16 protein-coding genes and 1 pseudogene are annotated in these 18320 nt (G+C 32.7%); 13 read left to right on the top strand and 4 right to left on the bottom strand.

Going from position 1 to position 18320, the window contains the following annotated elements; genetic code table 11:
- The 4 genes and pseudogenes from J3U66_RS03040 to J3U66_RS03025 all read left to right on the top strand — a co-directional run.
- Positions 1–446, top strand: a 446-nt coding sequence (locus tag J3U66_RS03040; protein WP_267347932.1) for a tail fiber assembly protein, incomplete at its 5' end; no start/stop codon positions are given.
- A 536-nt stretch (positions 447–982) separates the two neighbouring features.
- Positions 983–1873: pseudogene (locus J3U66_RS03035) on the top strand (integrase arm-type DNA-binding domain-containing protein); the annotation flags it as partial.
- 320 nt (positions 1874–2193) lie between these two features.
- The gene (locus J3U66_RS03030; protein WP_267347930.1) at positions 2194–3990 is read left to right on the top strand and encodes a beta-galactosidase; all 1797 of its coding nucleotides are present in this window, start codon (positions 2194–2196) and stop codon (positions 3988–3990) included.
- 524 nt (positions 3991–4514) lie between these two features.
- Entirely contained in the window at positions 4515–4847 is a 333-nt protein-coding gene (locus J3U66_RS03025; RefSeq protein ID WP_267347929.1) for a DMT family transporter, read from the top strand.
- 359 nt (positions 4848–5206) lie between these two features.
- On the opposite strand, the gene J3U66_RS12880 is transcribed toward J3U66_RS03025, so the two are convergent.
- The 3 genes from J3U66_RS12880 to J3U66_RS03010 all read right to left on the bottom strand — a co-directional run bounded on the left by J3U66_RS12880 (position 5207) and on the right by J3U66_RS03010 (position 8085).
- Complete coding sequence (locus J3U66_RS12880) at positions 5207–5503, bottom strand: hypothetical protein (protein WP_416379713.1); 297 nt, start codon at positions 5501–5503, stop codon at positions 5207–5209.
- Positions 5504–6480: 977 nt separating this feature from the next.
- Complete coding sequence (locus tag J3U66_RS03015) at positions 6481–6915, bottom strand: hypothetical protein (protein WP_267332624.1); 435 nt, start codon at positions 6913–6915, stop codon at positions 6481–6483.
- 420 nt (positions 6916–7335) lie between these two features.
- Positions 7336–8085 carry a glycosyltransferase family 25 protein gene (locus J3U66_RS03010; RefSeq protein WP_267332625.1) on the bottom strand — a complete coding sequence of 250 codons (750 nt, stop codon included), beginning with the start codon at positions 8083–8085 and terminating at the stop codon, positions 7336–7338.
- A gap of 213 nt (positions 8086–8298) precedes the next feature.
- Here J3U66_RS03010 and J3U66_RS03005 point away from each other — a divergent pair, with 213 nt between their 5' ends.
- Positions 8299–8769 carry a YhcH/YjgK/YiaL family protein gene (locus tag J3U66_RS03005; RefSeq protein ID WP_267344308.1) on the top strand — a complete coding sequence of 157 codons (471 nt, stop codon included), beginning with the start codon at positions 8299–8301 and terminating at the stop codon, positions 8767–8769.
- A gap of 27 nt (positions 8770–8796) precedes the next feature.
- Positions 8797–9735: a sugar kinase gene (locus tag J3U66_RS03000; protein ID WP_267344307.1), complete on the top strand. Its 939-nt coding sequence runs from the start codon at positions 8797–8799 to the stop codon at positions 9733–9735.
- A 104-nt stretch (positions 9736–9839) separates the two neighbouring features.
- Here J3U66_RS03000 and J3U66_RS02995 read toward each other — a convergent pair whose 3' ends face one another.
- Positions 9840–10577: a cyclase family protein gene (locus tag J3U66_RS02995; protein ID WP_267344305.1), complete on the bottom strand. Its 738-nt coding sequence runs from the start codon at positions 10575–10577 to the stop codon at positions 9840–9842.
- A gap of 321 nt (positions 10578–10898) precedes the next feature.
- Between J3U66_RS02995 and uvrA the strand changes: the two genes are divergently transcribed.
- The 7 genes from uvrA to J3U66_RS02960 all read left to right on the top strand — a co-directional run bounded on the left by uvrA (position 10899) and on the right by J3U66_RS02960 (position 18207).
- Positions 10899–13739 (top strand): excinuclease ABC subunit UvrA, encoded by a 2841-nt coding sequence (gene uvrA, locus J3U66_RS02990; RefSeq protein WP_416379541.1) that lies wholly within the window; start codon positions 10899–10901, stop codon positions 13737–13739.
- 149 nt (positions 13740–13888) lie between these two features.
- On the top strand, positions 13889–14488 hold the full coding sequence (plsY, locus tag J3U66_RS02985; RefSeq protein ID WP_267347925.1) for a glycerol-3-phosphate 1-O-acyltransferase PlsY: 600 nt from the start codon (positions 13889–13891) through the stop codon (positions 14486–14488).
- 211 nt (positions 14489–14699) lie between these two features.
- Positions 14700–15305: a recombination mediator RecR gene (gene recR, locus J3U66_RS02980; RefSeq protein WP_267332631.1), complete on the top strand. Its 606-nt coding sequence runs from the start codon at positions 14700–14702 to the stop codon at positions 15303–15305.
- Positions 15306–15396: 91 nt separating this feature from the next.
- Positions 15397–16215 (top strand): pyridoxal phosphatase, encoded by an 819-nt coding sequence (locus tag J3U66_RS02975; RefSeq protein WP_267332632.1) that lies wholly within the window; start codon positions 15397–15399, stop codon positions 16213–16215.
- 21 nt (positions 16216–16236) lie between these two features.
- The gene (gene truC, locus J3U66_RS02970) at positions 16237–16944 is read left to right on the top strand and encodes a tRNA pseudouridine(65) synthase TruC (protein WP_267332633.1); all 708 of its coding nucleotides are present in this window, start codon (positions 16237–16239) and stop codon (positions 16942–16944) included.
- 146 nt (positions 16945–17090) lie between these two features.
- A complete protein-coding gene (locus J3U66_RS02965) occupies positions 17091–17507 on the top strand; it encodes a DUF4878 domain-containing protein (RefSeq protein ID WP_267347924.1) in 417 nt (138 codons plus the stop codon).
- 88 nt (positions 17508–17595) lie between these two features.
- A complete protein-coding gene (locus tag J3U66_RS02960; protein WP_267332635.1) occupies positions 17596–18207 on the top strand; it encodes a YiiX/YebB-like N1pC/P60 family cysteine hydrolase in 612 nt (203 codons plus the stop codon).
- Positions 18208–18320: the final 113 nt, after the last annotated feature.

Raw genomic sequence — 18320 nt, 5'->3', positions numbered from 1 at the left:
GTTTAGATGCACCCAAACAAGTAGAAGATGATCATGCAATTGTTCGTCAATGTGACAAATGGATATACCCAGTGGATCATCGTGGCAAAAAAATCTACTCAATAGCAAATGGTGCAGAATCAACAGTAACAGAAATTGGAGATATTCCAAACGGATTTACATTATTACAACCGACCAGTGAATTTGATAGCTGGAACGGTAAAAAATGGGTGCTAGATAAAGAAAAACGACATCAGCATGATATTACAGTAGCACAATTACAACAGTCACAATTACTGAATGATGCGAATAATGCAATTAGTAATCTGCAAGATGCGGTCGATGCAGAGATTGCAACAGAACAACAAATCGAAACATTAAAATGCTGGAAAAAATATCGTTTTGAATTAAATCAGATAAATGTTAATACTGCGCCAGATATTGAATGGCCGTCAAAACCAGAATAATACATCAATCTGCAACTTTACATACTCAACCGCATATTGAATCGTTATTAGGGTCGGTTAGTATGTAAATTGTTTTTGTGTAGTTTATTGTGATCATGTTATGTAAGATTAGTTAGTTTTATACATCATAAACTAATGTTTTTTAGAAGTGAGAATTGAAGTTAAATTGTGGGAAGTGGATCGCAGAAAATTAGTGTGCCGTATTTGTGCCGTAAACTTTGTTAAAAATAACAAAAAATAGTGAATAAATATACATATTTTAAATTGGCTAACCTCATAACTAATTGAATATTAATAAATTAAAAACACGTTAAATAATAATACATGTGACTCTTAATCAATTGGTCGCGGGTTCGATCCCCTCACAACCCACCACTCCTTAATTAATGCAAATTCAATAATGTTTAAAAAACCTTTATATAACAAGCTTTCTAGCTAATTTACTGTTTAACTAAGTTCAAGAAGACTTAGCGAAATTCAAACTTTCATGTTATATATTATGTTATACGCTCAAATATAACTTAAATTCGTGTAACATGGTCAAGATTATAGAACCTTTAAATGATACTCAAATCAAGTCAGCCAAGCCAAATGAAAAGGATTTTACTTTATCAGACGGCAATGGTTTATATTTATTAGTTAAGTCTAATTGCTCAAAAATTTGTAGATTTAATTATATTAATCCTGATTCAAAAAAAACGCACATTAGTCAGCTTTGGTAGTTATCCAGAAATCACATTACTTTATGCAAGACAAAAAAGAGATGAATATCGTTCTTTAGTATCTCAAGGAGTAGATCCACAAGAGCATAAACAATCTATACAAAACCAATCAAACAAAGGAAAGATAATACATTTTATAAAGTGGCTGAAAAATGGCTTTAACAACAAAACTCAAGAGATATCACTAGTGGAACAAAGAGTAATGACCTATGTTATTAACAATGATCTGATTGAATATAATCCAACTGGTAAAAATAGGGGCTGTGTTTAAAGTTGCCCATAAGCAAAATACGCTCACGTTCCTACCGTCAGAGTTACCGAGAGTTATGAAAGCTATTTCTTTGGCTAGTATTGAATTACAAACAAGATGCTTGATTGAACGGCAACTACTTACCATAATAAGACCAATTTAGGCAGTATCTGCATTATAGAGAGAAATAGACCTAAAAAGTGAATTATGGACGATACCTGCAGAGAAAATGAAAGAGATCATACTATTCCACTAAATAAACAGGCAATAAAGATAATTGAAATTATGAAGCCTATTAGTGGTGGGGTGAATATGTTTTCCCAACATTAAAAGCACCTTTCAATAAACATATGAATAAAGAAACTGTCAATACAGCATTAAATGAATATGGTTTTGATTATGATTTGATTGAAGTCTCACTTGCTCACGTCGATAAGAATCCAGTAAGAGCAATTTAAAATAGAGCAACCTAGCCATGGTATTTGATTTCACAATACCTAATGAATTTAACGAGAAATTTTTTTAGCTATTTTTTATTTCACTTCTGGAAACTCATTTTCCAAAAGTAATTTCTATATTTTTCTATTTATTTTAATCTGTTCTATTATCACAGCAATTTCTAATTATTTGTTATACTTTTTTAAGTTTATTATAAAAAGCTTTTTGAAAATTGTTTAATATATTTTTTAAAATAAAATGAATTTAGTAAATAAATACACATATGAAATATGATAAAATAGTATAAATTTTATGTTATTAATTTGAAGAGCAGCCTATGAAATCAGTATCAACTATGTTTTTTATTTCTTTAATCCCTTTTGTTGCCAAAGCGCAAGAAACATTAATTGCTCCAATGCTGGGTGGTGCAGCTGTATGTGAATCAGCAATAAAAAAAGGAATTACTAATGCTTATGATGCACAAAGTTATTGTAAGTCCATTAATGAAACCCCAGCATCTTTAATAGAGAAAAAACTTTCTGCATTCGGACCTAAAAAAAGTAGTGACGGTAAATTTGAAATCGGTTATGTACTTACTTTACCTCTTTTATCATTCGTAGATATGAAAGAAAATGGTGAGTTTACTATTAATAAGAAAAATATCAGTTATCAACTTAAAACGATGAAAGATAGTAAATTGCCGGTTGTTATTTATCTCTTTTCAAATCATTTTAGTGTTTCTAAAGGAGCTGAGACCGAAGATAAGATAGCCAATTTGGATAGAAAGAATCTGATGCAACTTAGTAATGGTAATATACCTATTGATGACTATTTTGCAAGTAAAACTTATCCATGGGCAATTAATGCAAGTGATTCGTTAATTGACAAAATACGTCAGGCATCTTTGAAAGAAATTCTCACTCAAATATGTAATATGGATAATTCAAACAAAAATAAAATTCGTGCTATGACCGTGCTTGGTGAGGTACATTTTACATTTCCTAATTTTTTTGATGGAATGGGATATAAAGAAAAAATTCAACTTACAGATTATTCACCTGATTCTGTTAAAAGATTTCGTAATTATTTAGTTGAAAAATATAAAAAAATTGAAAATCTAAATAATAAATTTGGTTCACAATTTGAATCTTTTGAAGATATTAATCCTCCATCAAAAGATATTACAACAGATCATTTAAATAATTTCTTTGAACATCTGAATTATGAATCTTCAGGTAAATTGGCCATTTATGGTTGGGCAGAAGGAACATCAAATAGACCAGCAAAAATTAAGATTTTTGTAGATGGAGTTGATGCTGGGTATGCTGATACAGGGCTTAATCGAATGGATGTTTACCAAGCTTTACCGTCTCTTGGAACGTCAGCTGTTGGTTATCGTTACTACCTAGATTTTCGTAATATGAGTCATGGAATTCATTCTGTTGATATTGTGCATGAAAATTCAGATAAATTGACATTGATGAAGCACCTTGATATTTCAGTTATGGATCGTCAGCAGAGTACTCCTAAACCAGTGGGTAAAGCAGTTGAATTTCCTATAGAAGAGAAAATTCGATTTTGGAATGATTATCCAGAGTCGTTGATAGCTGTTTATTATAATCCTCTTTCTGAAGAATTTTTTAATTTCAGAGAAAAAGAGGTGACTAAAGAAATTTCTAAGTATTCAGATATTGTTAGTTCTTCTTGTATTGGTAAAGATAAAGTTTTTTCACATCAAATTGCACCGGTATTCAATGGTGATTGGAATGAAGAAAAAATAGCTGCAGCAGATTCACTTAAAAAGAATAGTCATTATAATCTCGGTTTTAATACTTATGGTTCAGCTTTTTATGGTGATTATACATTTCAATGGTTGAAAAAATCAGAAATCAAAAAATATGGTTTACCTGAGGCTCATCCGATGCTTGAAGATGAAAGTGTTATAAAGAAGGCCATTTTACGTCATCATAATAACGGAGCAGTCTTTATGGTGCCTTATTATGTTGAATTAGCACCAAATACCTTTGAAAAAGATCAAAATCATGCAAAATTTGAGATAAAAGATGATAATAAGCAATATGGATCTTCACAGTATTTTAGAGCTATCCGCGATGTGATGAACGCTAATTATTAATTTTTATTTATCGTGATTTACTATACAAATTACTCACATATATTTTGTTGAGTTTTTGTATACTAAATCTTGTTAATTGTATACTTATTTTATTGAAAACTTAACTGAAAACTAAATATTAAGATTTTTATGATTAGTATATTACTATAGTAAAAAATTGGTGTTGGTAAATTAGCGTTATGATAACTTTTTAAGTATTTAACTTAGAAAATTCAGCTTAAATCAAATTAGTGGTATTAATTTTGACAACATCTCATCAATTTTTTAAAAAAAGCATTTTTACCTACTTTGATATTCATTATTGAATCTATAATCAAAACAACAAGGGTTAATGCTTTGTTCTATCAAAAATCAAAGCATATGAAATAATTTTGTTAAATTTATTTTAGGAACTTAAAAATAAAGAGTTAGTTTTATTATTAAATTGAGAACTTTAATTTGATATCAATTAAATAATAATTAGTTAATATTCTCGGGACTTAATTAATTTTTTGCTTTTTTGTCAATTAATTTTGGATACTATAATGAATGCGTATTTTTTGCTATTTTTGGCTATTATTTGTGAAGTGATTGCTACTTCATCACTAAAATTATCTAACGGTTTTACCAATCTTACTTATTTGGTGATTACGATAGTGGGTTATAGCGCTTCTTTTTATCTACTATCATTAGCATTAAAGACTATTCCTGTTGGTATTGCTTATGCGATTTGGTCGGGAATTGGAATTGTATTTATTAGTCTAATTGCCTGGATATTTATGAAACAAACGTTAGATCTTGCCGCTTTAATTGGTATGGGATTTATTATGTTTGGTGTGGTCATTATTAATCTTTTTTCAAAAGTTGCAGCGCATTGATGGAAAAAAGTTGCTGGTTGACCACTGAGTCACCAGCAAAAATTCATTGATTAAATAGGATAAAACGATGAAATAAGATTCGATGACAAGTTTTATTCTGGTTTAATGAGATCTTTGATAAACATCACGTGATATTCTATTTTGTTACCTTTGCTAAAAACACTGATTTTTCATTCTGAAAATAGTTATTTCAATGATTTTATACTTAACCGTCTTGTATCTAAATGGCTATTTAGTTGCAAGTTGTCATGATTCATAGCGTTAAGTGCCTTTTTAAATAAAATATCTTTGCCCATTATTTTTCTTTTAAAAAACGTTTTCGGATTAAGCTAGCAAAGGCATAGTGATTTTATATAACCTCATTTTTTAGGCTGCATGTTTTGGGCGATGAACTGCTTTAATCGTCTGATTTCGTTAATTAACTTAGGTATATCTTGTCTTGCATGGGCGATAAAGTCTTGATCGTTATTTGTTGCACCAATTAGTTCAATATCCTCACCACGCTCGTGTTCATTCCCCGTCATAATAAAATTGCTACCACTGCTATGATCACGACCTTCCACGTACGATTGCCATGGACCAGGTGTTGCACTATCACATCGGTTTTGAATTAGGTTTAATTCATCGTCCGATAGGCGGTTAGATTGATTGATTATCTGTTTGGTAAAATCATTATAAATTTGAACAATTTCAGTTTTATTACTCGTTTTACAGCGATTCATTAACCGATTGGTTAAATCTGGAAAATCTAAAATAGCCAATAGCTGCACCATTTTGCGGTAGATAATTTGATCATGATCATCAATATAATCATTTAATAGATTGATTATTTGCTGATTAATATAGGGATTACTTTTCAGCTTTAGTAAAATGTCTTGTGCAAGAATACAGTTATCATTCTTATTATCTAATGCGATAGCAATAATGCTTGGTAGTAAATGGCTTAGCTGCTCATCCTTTAATTTACCCTCACCGATTAATCTTAATGCGACAACTTGTTGCGATGATAAATTCAGGGCGATTTGAAGCTGCATTAAAAAATCTGGACATTGCCAAAAATTATTCTTAGCGGTTAATAGATCTTGTTCTGCCTGATTTAACGCAAGCCACTCTTTAGCATTAATAAGATATGTTTGTTGTAATTCTCTTATTTTTTGGGTTAAAGCAAAGCAATTGTCTAAAGGTTGATTTGTTGCCGCCCAATAATGAATTAGCTGCCAATGTAGTTGATAATGGCTATAGAGTACCTTCAATAATTGAAAAATTATAGGATTGTTTTGGTTAGGATTTTCAGATAATAAATCATTGCATATGTTAAGACACAAATTCATGAGTATCTGTTTTTGTGTTGTTGAGTAATTATTATTAAGATAAGCGTATAAATATTTAGCTAACCACTCAGATGTTCGATATTTAATTGGGACTTCATATTTCCAGTCTTGACTAAAGGTATCAATAAAGGGGAAATCTAAGTCTTGGCATAATTTAGAGAATTCACTCATTTTTTATTCTTTTATAGAATGATTGTTATTTCATTATAACCAATTGTTTTACAATTGAAATACCATATATCCTGTTCATTTTATTGATAGATAATTGAGCACCTTTAGCTCAAATAAAGCTAATTTGTAATTTATTTTATTAATTTAAGATTGACCGGATTAGCCAATTCGATAATCAGTTGAAAATTGGCGCTTGATTCAACCATAATTGATTGGTTGGTTAATGGTAATACTTTGATAAAAGGATTCGATTTTTCAAAATATATCACCCAAATTAAATCCTGATTAGCCGATAGATAGGCAATAAAACCTTCTGAACCATAACTACCTTCTCCTATAATACATTGATCACCATTAGCAAGAGTGATTTTATCGAAAATATCAATATTGGTTAAATTATCGGCATCGTTATTTAAAATAACATTAAGGTCAAATTTTTCACCTACATGAATTGATAATTGCGGAAAAAATACCGCATCGAGCGCAATAGATTGACCACTGGCAAAATAAATACCGTCTTTAATTGGCAATTGTTGCTTGTGCCATAATTCCACTATTTTAGTCATAAAATCATCCTAGTTCAAAGACAAAATTGATAAGCTCTCGTCCATTTGTAGCGAATATTAAGCAAGCCTGTTTTTACTTGGCAAATATTATTGACCTTGATTCTCAAATGTTAAATAACCGCAACATACAAAGCGCTATCAAATATCTTCATTATCTATAATCGTAAAAGAGTGATGATATAAAGTGTTGGCAGATTATTGCAAATACTGATGACGATAGCTTTTAAGTGAAAGCTTAATCAAGTACTTGAGTATCAATGTGATAAATACTTAAGCGAGTTAAAAGTTGATTATCGCTATCCAGATAACTAATAGATAAAATATCGGTAATCTTTCGCACTAAACACGTTATTAAATCTATTGCTAACAGCATTAAGTCCAGTTCTGATTAATTGTCTGCATTAGATAAATGATATTATTTTAATCATCATAATGTTTTGTCTTTTCAAATCGTTGAATAAACTGTTTTCTAAACCATAAACTGACCATTCTTTTCTTTTTATCTTTTTTGAACAGTTTTTTTCTATAATCTGAACGCAATTTAATCTTTGGCGCTCTATCTGTTTGTATTGATGACTTAATTAGGCTTTCTTCATTTGTTGTGATTAAACTAGGTAAAGTTGCATATAATTTAATGCCTGCACATAATCTAAATACTTTAAACATATCTGCTTCATAACGCACAGGGAATAGAAAGTTAATCAACTTTTGCGCCGCGTCCTTTGTAATGATATAACCAGAAGCTCTCACCGCCTTGGTCACTTCAAAAAGATCAAAATTGTTCAAATTAAGTTTTTTGTTTACAAGATAATCAAAATCACCAGTTAATAAAAAAATTCCTTTTTTATTATTTTTTTCTTCAAAAGCTTTTAAAAAATCAGGTAATTTTGTATCAAATAAAGTATCATCCTCAATAATTAGTGCATAGGGTAAGTTATATTCTATAATTTTTTTATAGACATTGATATGACTCAGCGCACAACCGATTTCGCCTTTCGTTAAATAATTATTGGGATAATCATAGACAATGTTTTGAATAAATGATTCAGATAGTGTGTAACCATCGACTGCATTATAGATTTCGAAATCAAGTTTTAATTTTTGACACTCTTTTTTTATATTTTCTCTTTTTTCTGATTCTCTTTCTAAGTTTATAATAAACGTCTTCATTTCATTCACTTTCCTAATTTAATCGCCCGAAAGTATATCATGTTGTTAAAAACATAAAAGAGAGTAAAAAAGATATTCATAATACCCCTACAAAAATAGGTGACTTAAGTATATACTCATAAAAATTTAAGTCGCTATTCTATCCGATGCCATTATTCCAAATAATGAAAGTATCAAGTATTGTGCCAATTTCTCAGTTAAGGATCATTGAGTATGATTTTAGGTAATATTAATCATTTAGGGTTAGTCCCTTATTTACCCGCCAAAATAAAACAATCCATTGAATATGTAAAAGACAATGTTAATAGCAATACCCCTGTTGGTCGTTATGATATTGACGGTGATAATATGTTTTTTATGGTGTCTGATAATTCATCAAGATATATTCATGAAGCAAAGCCTGAATACCATAAAAAATATATTGATGTGCAAATTGTTTTAGCGGGTCAAGAAGGGATGGCTATTTCTACTTTACCTCCTTATACTCAAATTTTAGATGATAAAATCGCTGAAAATGATATTGCTTTTATCGAGACGCCAAAAGAAGAAACCATGTTAATATTACAACCGAACGATTTTATTGTTTTTTTACCTAATGAAGTGCATAAACCGCTTTGTGCTGTCGATAATAAGATTGCAACGGTTCGAAAAGTTGTGGTAAAAATCGCATTGGATTATTTATAAATAGAAGTAAGGATTTTAGGTAGCACTATGACAACAAAAATCGCTGTTATTGGCGAATGTATGATTGAACTTTCGATAAAACAAGATTCAACAACCCGCAGCTTTGGAGGCGATACACTTAATACGTCGGTTTATTTATCTCGTTTATTAAAAAATAAAGATTTTTCGATTCACTATGTGACTGGATTAGGAACTGATCCTTTCAGTCAAGAAATGCTTGATAGCTGGCAAAAAGAGCAGATCCAAACCGATCTTGTGCAAAAAATGTCTGATAAAATGCCTGGGCTTTATTCGATTGTGACCGATGAACATGGCGAACGCTCATTTTATTATTGGCGTAATGATGCAGCGGCTAAGTTTTGGTTAAAGACGACTCAAACTGAAAGTATCACCCAGCAAATAGCTCACTATGAATATGTTTATTTGAGTGGCATTAGTATCGCCATATTAGATGCTGAAAGTATTCTGAAATTATTGGATTTATTAAAACGCGTTAAAGCCAATGGTGGTAAAGTGATTTTTGATAATAACTTCCGTCCGCGCTTATGGCGTAGTCTTGATTTAGCGCGTAGCGTATATGCCGATATTCTATCTTACACCGATATTGCATTTTTAACGCTAGATGACGAAGATCTATTATGGGGCAAACTACCATATGAACAAGTCATTGACCGTACTAAAAACTTTGGTGTGACAGAAATTGTGATTAAACGTGGTAGCGATAGTTGTATTATCGAATCAGCCGAAGGACGTTTTGATGTACCTGCTAATAAAATAGCCAAAGAAAAAGTGATTGATACGACAGCTGCAGGCGACTCATTTAGTGCCGGTTACCTGGGTGCACGTTTAAGTGGGCAAAATCCTGCGCAATCAGCATTGCAAGGGCACCTTGTTGCCGGCACTGTTATTCAGTATCGTGGGGCTATTATTCCTTTGGATGCTACGCCGACATTAATTGAAAATTAGCCAATAAAACGGTCAATAATGACCGTTTTTTATACCACAATAACGTAAATTAATATATTAGTTATAAAATATTAAATGCTAATTTTTAGGGTTAAATAAATAGATTAGGGCAATATTGCAAAAGAACGTACCGGAAAACCTGAGGCATTATTGGGTTTGGCTACGATATTAAAAATAACTGCTCCTTTGGTTGGCAATTGATCTAAATTGGTCATTAACTCAACTTGATAAGTATCTTGCTCTAAAACATAGTATTCACCCTTTAACGCATTATTTTCTCGAAATGCTTTCGCAGAGTCAGTATCAAACGTTTCGTGACCAATAGCTTTAATTTTACGCTCTTCAAATAAAAATTTTAATGCATCAATTCCCCAGCCTGGAATTTGATTGTTTCCTTCTATATCTTTATTTTCCATTGCTGATTGTGAAGGCCATTTCTTACTCCAGTCTGTTCGCAGTGCGACAAAACTACCCGCTTCAATTTGTCCGTGTTGTTTTTCAAAAGCTAAAACATCATCTTTAGAAAAAGAAAAGTTGGGATCTTGTTCTGCGCGTTTAGATTGATCGATTACGATTAATGGTAATACTAATTCTTGTAATTCAAGTTCATGCAAATACCGAGTATTAGGAACAAAATGAATTGGTGCATCTAAGTGGGTACCATATTGACCAGCGAAACTAAAATTCTGTGCTAAAAAGCCGTCGCTATGATCGAACAGCGTTTTTATTTCAGCAGGTTTAAACATAAAAAAATGGGGAGAATTGTGATCGAATGCATGAGTTAAATCTACCCATTTTTTCGATTTTAATAAATTTAATGCTTGCAAGACTTCGTTATTCAAAATAGCTCCTTTTTTTAAAAAAATGTATGATTGGTTTATTGTAAGGTGAGTAAATTCTCTAAACTAATAATTTTCAGTTATAAAAATATAATTTTTAGTTCTAATTTATTTACCAAAAAGTTTGAATACGCACAGTAAGAGGCAAAAAATGCTTTATTCGTGCTAATTAATTAAGAATTATTGGCTAATATGATTGAAATTTTGCTAACCGACACTATTGATCTATATAGTAGTATATTTAATCAAATGTTACTGGTATAATATACAGTTAATTTTTTCCTAATTCGTCTAAAAACTCACTTTAAGAAGAGATCTATGTCAATCAAAGATATCGATATTCGTGGTGCGCGAACGCACAATCTGAAAAATATCAATGTAATCATTCCTAGAGATAAGCTGGTTGTGATTACCGGACTTTCTGGTTCAGGAAAGTCGTCGTTAGCATTTGATACTTTATATGCAGAAGGACAACGCCGTTATGTTGAATCGTTGTCGGCTTATGCTCGTCAGTTTTTATCGCTTATGGAAAAACCCGATGTGGATCATATTGAAGGATTATCACCAGCGATTTCGATTGAGCAAAAATCAACATCGCATAATCCGCGTTCAACAGTAGGGACAATCACTGAGATTTATGACTATTTACGACTTTTATTTGCTCGTATCGGTGAACCACGTTGCCCAAATCATAATTTACCTTTAGCTGCGCAAACAGTCTCGCAAATGGTTGATAGTATTATGGCGTTGCCATCTGAAAACCGTTATATGTTGCTTGCCCCCGTTGTTACTGAACGTAAAGGTGAATTTGTTAAACTGTTTGAGCAGCTCGCAGCCAGTGGTTATATCCGTGTTCGAGTTGATGGTGATGTGTATGATCTATCTGATCCCCCAATACTCGAACTTCAGAAAAAACATACGATTGAAGTCGTGGTGGATCGTTTTCGTATTCGCGATGATTTAAAATTACGTTTAGCTGAATCTATTGAAACCGCACTTTCAATAACAAATGGTATTGTAAAAGTTGCCAATTTAGATGATCCAAAAGCCGAAGAACAGCTATATTCAGCTAATTTTGCTTGTCCAATTTGTGGTTATAGCATTTCTGAACTTGAGCCTCGATTATTTTCGTTTAATAATCCAGCCGGTGCTTGTCCTGAATGTGATGGCTTAGGGGTACAGCAATACTTTGATCCAAAACGTATTGTGCAAATGCCCGAGGTTTCATTGGCTGCTGGCGCAATTAAGGGATGGGATCGTCGTAATTTTTATTACTTTCAGATGTTAACATCACTTGCCGAGCATTATAAGTTTGATATTGACACTCCTTATGAAAAATTACCGGCAAAAATAAAAGATATTTTATTAAATGGTTCTGGTAATACCGAAATTCAATTTGTTTACACTAATGATCGTGGTGATGTAGTTAAACGTAAACATGTTTTTGAAGGGATTATTAATAATCTAACTCGCCGCTATAAAGAAACCGAATCGCAAACTATTCGTGAAGAGCTGGCTAAATATATTAGTAATCGTCCTTGCCCAAGCTGTGGTGGTTCTCGATTATGTGCCACAGCACGGCATGTCTATGTTAATGATACTAATTTGCCAACGATTAGTGATTTAAGTACACAGCAAGCCAAAGATTTTTTTGATAAGCTAACTTTAACTGGTCAACGTGCGCAAATCGCTGAAAAAATACTGAAAGAGATTAATGATCGTCTACAATTTTTAATTAATGTTGGATTAAATTATTTGACTTTGTCACGTTCGGCCGAAACGTTATCGGGAGGTGAGGCACAACGTATTCGATTAGCTAGTCAAATCGGTGCTGGATTGGTTGGCGTAATGTACGTTCTTGATGAACCGTCAATCGGTTTACATCAACGAGATAACACCCGTTTAATTGATACGTTGACCCATTTACGTGACCTAGGTAATACCGTTATTGTCGTTGAACATGACGAAGAAGCCATTATGGCGGCCGATTATGTGATAGATATTGGCCCCGGTGCAGGTGTGCATGGTGGTGAAGTTGTTGCACAAGGTACACCAAAACAGATTATGGACTGTAAAAATTCATTAACTGGTCAATATCTATCTGGTAAAGAAAAAATTGAAATTCCCAAAAATCGGACTAAAGTCGATAAAAAACGAATACTTTCACTTATTGGTGCAACCGGTAATAATCTTAAAGATGTTACCTTAAATATTCCTGTCGGCTTATTTACCTGTATTACTGGCGTGTCTGGCTCGGGTAAATCGACTTTGATTAATGATACTTTATATCCACTTGCACAAAATGAGTTAAATGGTGCAGAAAAGAGTGAAATTGCACCTTATAAAGCAATAAAAGGGCTTAACTATTTTGATAAAGTGATTGCGATTGATCAAAGCCCAATTGGTCGCACACCCCGATCTAATCCTGCAACTTATACTGGATTTTTTACTTCTATTCGTGAACTCTATGCAGGCGTACCTGAAGCGCGTGCACGAGGATATAATCCAGGTCGATTTAGTTTCAATGTAAAAGGGGGACGCTGTGAAGCTTGTCAAGGTGATGGTTTAATAAAAGTTGAAATGCACTTTTTGCCCGATATCTATGTACCTTGTGATCAGTGTCATGGCGCACGATATAATCGAGAAACATTAGAAATCAAATACAAAGGTAAATCGATTAACGAAATCCTCAACATGACTGTTGAAGAAGGTCGAGAATTTTTTGATGCGGTACCGATGATTTCACGCAAATTACAGACTTTAATTGATGTTGGCCTTGCTTATATTACCATTGGCCAGTCAGCAACAACATTATCCGGCGGTGAAGCGCAACGAGTAAAACTTGCAAAAGAGTTATCTAAGCGAGATACTGGTAGCACACTTTATATTCTAGATGAACCAACTACTGGTTTACACTTTGCAGATGTAAAACAGTTACTTGCACAGTTACACTCGTTGAGGGATAAAGGCAATACCATTGTTGTTATTGAACATAATTTAGATGTTGTCAAAACTGCCGATTGGATTGTTGATTTGGGGCCTGAAGGTGGTAGTGGTGGCGGTCAAATAATTGCCGAAGGTACACCAGAAGATGTTGCTGAATCGAAAATATCTTATACTGGGCAATATTTAAAACCATTATTAGAAAAGCAAAAAAAGAGTTAAAGTTGTTTGTTAATAATGACATTAGGGATTAGTTCTTTACTTAAGTATAATTTGTATTATTAACAATTTAATGCCGCATAAAGCAGTTAATACCAATGCGGCATTACCTGTTTTTACTTGGATCATTAAAAATTATGAGGGATGGCATTTTGATAATACAAATTGTAACGATGATCATTATTGCCTATTTATGTGGATCACTATCCGGTGCGATGATTATTAGTCGTATTATGCAATTACAAAATCCCTCATTACATGGTTCTCATAATCCGGGGGCAACAAATGTACTGCGCATTAGTGGCAAATTGCCAGCAGTATTTGTGTTAGTTTTTGATATGCTAAAAGGTGCTATTCCTGTTTATATTGCTTATCGGCTTGGTATTTCCCCTTTCTTTTTAGGCATAATTGGTATTGCTGCTTGTTTGGGTCATATTTTTCCTTGTTTTTTTCATTTTCGCGGTGGAAAGGGCGTGGCGACAGCTTTGGGGATGATGGTCCCAATTGGGTTAGATTTTACCGGTTGTTTTATTTTAACTTGGCTTATTGTCTTACTTATCACCGGTTATTCTTCTGTCGCTGCAATTGTTGGTTTTCTTTTAGCGCCATTTTATGTTTGGTTATTTAAACCTGAACTCACCTTACCTGTTGCGATGCTTTCATGCCTAATTATTGTTCGGCATAGCAGTAACATTGCCAGACTATTTAAAGGTGTTGAGCCTAAAAGTTTTTATCGTAAACATTTAAAATAGTTGAAAAACAGTATTGAATGTTTGCTAATTTGTTTTGAATTTAACAATATTATGACTTATAAAATATAAATTATTAGAAAAATTGCTTACACTTTTTTGAATAAATTTGATTAATCGTTAATTAAATCAATAGAACATATCTTGTTTAATCAATAATAGAAACAAGGTATGATGAATATAAATAATAAATTGTTGGTTACTAAATTATTTTATGCAAATTAGCCCATTACTAGAATCATTAATGGAATCCTTGCGTTGCTTGCCAGGCGTAGGACCAAAATCAGCACAACGAATGGCTTTTCATTTATTACAACGCAACCGACAAGGTGGTATAAATTTAGCGCATGTATTGCATGAAGCTATGATTAATATAAGCCATTGTAAGCAGTGTCGTACTTTTACTGAACAAGATATTTGTAATATTTGTGCTAATGTTCGCCGGCAAAGTAGTGGTCAACTTTGTGTGGTTGAAACACCCGCTGATATAATAGCTATTGAACAAACGGGACAATATAGTGGACGCTATTTTGTCTTATTGGGTCATTTGTCACCGCTTGATGGTATTGGACCAACGGATATTGGTCTTGATTTGCTTAAACAAAGATTATCAACAGAGCAAATAAATGAAGTTATTTTAGCTACTAATCCGACTGTTGAAGGTGATGCTACAGCTAATTATATTGCGCAAATGTGTCTTGAATTTAATGTTATCGCTACGCGCATTGCTCATGGTGTTCCGGTTGGTGGTGAACTTGAAATGGTAGATGGTACAACACTATCTCATTCATTTATTGGTCGTCAAAAAATAGAATTTTAATCTTATTTATTTAGTAAGATTGTTTATAGTATAAAATTAACGATTGGATATTTACTTTAAGGTTAAATGGTATAAACACAAGAGGATAGATATGAAGTATAAAGCGGTTGCGTTTGATATGGATGGCACACTACTGGCGAGTAATCGCCTTATTTTACCAGAAACAGTTGATGTATTAAAAAAAATCAGTGATAAAGGTATAAAAGTTATTTTAGTTTCTGGTCGCCATCATTCAGTTATTTATCCTTATTATTATCAACTTAACTTATCAACGCCGGCTATTTGTTGCAACGGATCGTATCTTTATGATTTCGAAAATCATAAAACTTTAGCGGCAAAACCAATGACTAAAGATCAAGCTAATATATTGTTAAATCTAGTTAATCATTATGGTATCCATACTTTGATTTACACTGATAAGATGATGACTTATGAAGTTTTAGATGATCATCTGGAAGGATTTTTTAAATGGGTTAATGCGCTACCAGCTTTTTTACAGCCTGAAATTAAAAAGGTCGATAGTTTTGCAAAGGTAATTGAAGAGTCTAAAGCAATATTTAAATTTGCAACAAGTAGTCATAATTTACCCGCATTACAGCAATTTTCGCAAGCAGTGGACAAACTTGATCAGTTTTCGTGTGAATGGTCTTGGTCGAATCGTGCTGATGTTGCGATCAAAGGCAATACTAAAGGTAATGGACTTACTCATTGGGCACAACATGAGCAAATCGATTTAAACGAAATTGTTGCTTTTGGTGACAGTTATAATGACATCAGTATGCTAACGATTGCAGGATTGGGCATCGCGATGGGAAATGCTGATGATGAAGTTAAATCACATGCCAATTATGCAATTGGTGATAATAACAGCCCAAGTATTGCAACTGAATTGAAAAAACTCTTTTTATAAGTAACGTGGTAAATATTGATTGTGTTCGACATTCTTTATCAAGATAATGATTTAATTGCGATTAATAAGCCTTCAGGATGGTTGGTACATCGTAGCTGGTTAGACAAACAACAAACCGTTGTTGTTATGCAAACACTAAGGGATCAAATTGGGCAGCATGTCTTTCCTATACATCGGTTAGATAGACCAACCTCTGGTGTATTATTATTTGCATTATCAAGTGACGTTGCGCGTCTAATGTCAGAACAATTTAACTCAAAACAAATTGAAAAAACTTATCATGCAATAGTTCGTGGTTATGTCGATGGCGAAGCAGTGATTGATTATCCCTTGATTGAAGAGCTCGATAAAATTGCCGATAAGTTTGCGCAACGTAATAAACCTGCTCAAGATGCTGTAACTTTTTATCGAGCGATTAGCAAAATTGAGATACCTGTCAGTGTTGGAAAATTTAAAACAGCACGATATAGCTTTGTAGAGTTAAAACCTAAGACAGGTCGAAAACACCAATTACGTCGTCATATGAAACATATCTTTCATCCCATTTTAGGCGACAGCAAGCATGGCGATCTTCATCAAAATAGAGCTTTCACTGACTATTTTGGTATTAAACGATTAATGTTACATGCTAGCTGTTTAGCGTTAATTCACCCTATCACACAACAACCGATAGTGATTGAAGCTAAATTAGATCAAAGTTGGCAAAATATGCTACTTAATTTCAAATAGCTGATATTGAGTATATTGTTTATTTTACCTTTGATTCATCTAGATAAATACGTTAGTATGTTTCGTAAGTATGAGCCATATTTATTATTGCAATATGGCTTAACAGTTTAATACATTTTAAATTATCCCTGTAAGGAAATGAAACAATGAAATTAGTAATGAAATTCTTTAGCGTCTTTTTACTTGCTTTTATGGTCTCTGCATGTTCTTCCGAAGAATCACCAGAAAGAACGGCCGAAAATTGTGTTAAAGCTGTTTATAGCGGTGATCTAGAGACTGTTATCAATCTAATGTATCTACCAGAAGACAAAACTAACAAAAATTTTGATATGAAAGACTTAGTTAAATCAAAAATGCAACAAGTCATAGATAAAGCACAAAAATTGGCTCAAGCACATGGTGGCGTTGATAAAGTTCAAGCTTCCCCTGCTGAATATATCAATGAAGATAAAACGATGGCAAAAGTTAAAACCACTGTCTTTTTCAAAGATAAAACGCAACAAGAGGGTGGGAGTGCAAGTTTAATAAAAATTGATGGTAAATGGTTGATGAATTTTAACTAGTCTATCAATGATTGAATAATCAATATTGTGATAATACAATAAAAAAGGGTAAAGCGTATTTACCCTTTTTTATTAGGAATTGGTTTTGATGAAATATGTTCGCTTTTTTCCTATAATTTTTATCATATTGACGAAGTTGGTTTTGACCAATGTACCGGTTGCTACTGCCGATGTAAATCGTCAATTAACAGCTTCAGTAAAAGTGGGCGATTGGATCTTTAGAAAAGGGATTCAAGTTGATAGTCTTATTGTTAATCAGGTTAGTGGTGGGGATTTTTCACATATTGGTATGATAATATCTATCGAGCCTGAAGTTAAAATTATTCACGCAACAACAAGTGATGATATTAACTATCCAAACCAAGTCATTATTTCTAGTTTAGCCGAATTTATCACTCCAGAGTTTGCCGAAAAATATGCGGTAGCCAGACCTAATTTTTTGTCAGATCGACAAAAGCAGCAAATTGTTGAGGATATTTTAACGAAAAAGGGTGAGGAATTTGTATTAGCATCGCGTGATCACCCCCATTTGTACTGCACTACACTGCTTTTTGATTCCATTGTTAAAGTTCAACCTGATTTTAATCCAGAATGGACGTATTCACATGTTCCGTTATTAACGGGCATTTACTTATTTCCAAATGCGTTTGCTAATTATCCTAATATTACTTGGATCTATAAGTACCCTGAAGTCAATTAAGGTTTCTAGTCATAACTAAATTAAATAATGAGCATTGTATAATAAATCAACATGCTTTGACGATATATTCAGCTTGAATTACACTGTGTAAAAAATCAATTGTTGATAGCAGA

It is taken from the genome of Gilliamella sp. B2969 (assembly GCF_026536195.1).
Taxonomy (GTDB): Bacteria; Pseudomonadota; Gammaproteobacteria; order Enterobacterales; family Orbaceae; genus Gilliamella.
Note: the sequence above shows the minus strand (reverse complement) of the source record. Positions and strands in the feature narration are given on the sequence as shown.

Bases quoted from the DNA above. Each gene is read 5' to 3' on its own strand.
- J3U66_RS02965 (WP_267347924.1), top strand. From the start codon at position 17,091: ATGAAATTAGTAATGAAATTCTTTAGCGTCTTTTTACTTGCTTTTATG.
- J3U66_RS03030 (WP_267347930.1), top strand. From the start codon at position 2,194: ATGAAATCAGTATCAACTATGTTTTTTATTTCTTTAATCCCTTTTGTT.
- recR (WP_267332631.1), top strand. From the start codon at position 14,700: ATGCAAATTAGCCCATTACTAGAATCATTAATGGAATCCTTGCGTTGC.
- J3U66_RS03015 (WP_267332624.1), bottom strand. From the start codon at position 6,915: ATGACTAAAATAGTGGAATTATGGCACAAGCAACAATTGCCAATTAAA.
- J3U66_RS02975 (WP_267332632.1), top strand. From the start codon at position 15,397: ATGAAGTATAAAGCGGTTGCGTTTGATATGGATGGCACACTACTGGCG.
- J3U66_RS03000 (WP_267344307.1), top strand. From the start codon at position 8,797: ATGACAACAAAAATCGCTGTTATTGGCGAATGTATGATTGAACTTTCG.
- J3U66_RS03010 (WP_267332625.1), bottom strand. From the start codon at position 8,085: ATGAAGACGTTTATTATAAACTTAGAAAGAGAATCAGAAAAAAGAGAA.
- J3U66_RS02960 (WP_267332635.1), top strand. From the start codon at position 17,596: ATGAAATATGTTCGCTTTTTTCCTATAATTTTTATCATATTGACGAAG.
- J3U66_RS03005 (WP_267344308.1), top strand. From the start codon at position 8,299: ATGATTTTAGGTAATATTAATCATTTAGGGTTAGTCCCTTATTTACCC.
- J3U66_RS03025 (WP_267347929.1), top strand. From the start codon at position 4,515: ATGAATGCGTATTTTTTGCTATTTTTGGCTATTATTTGTGAAGTGATT.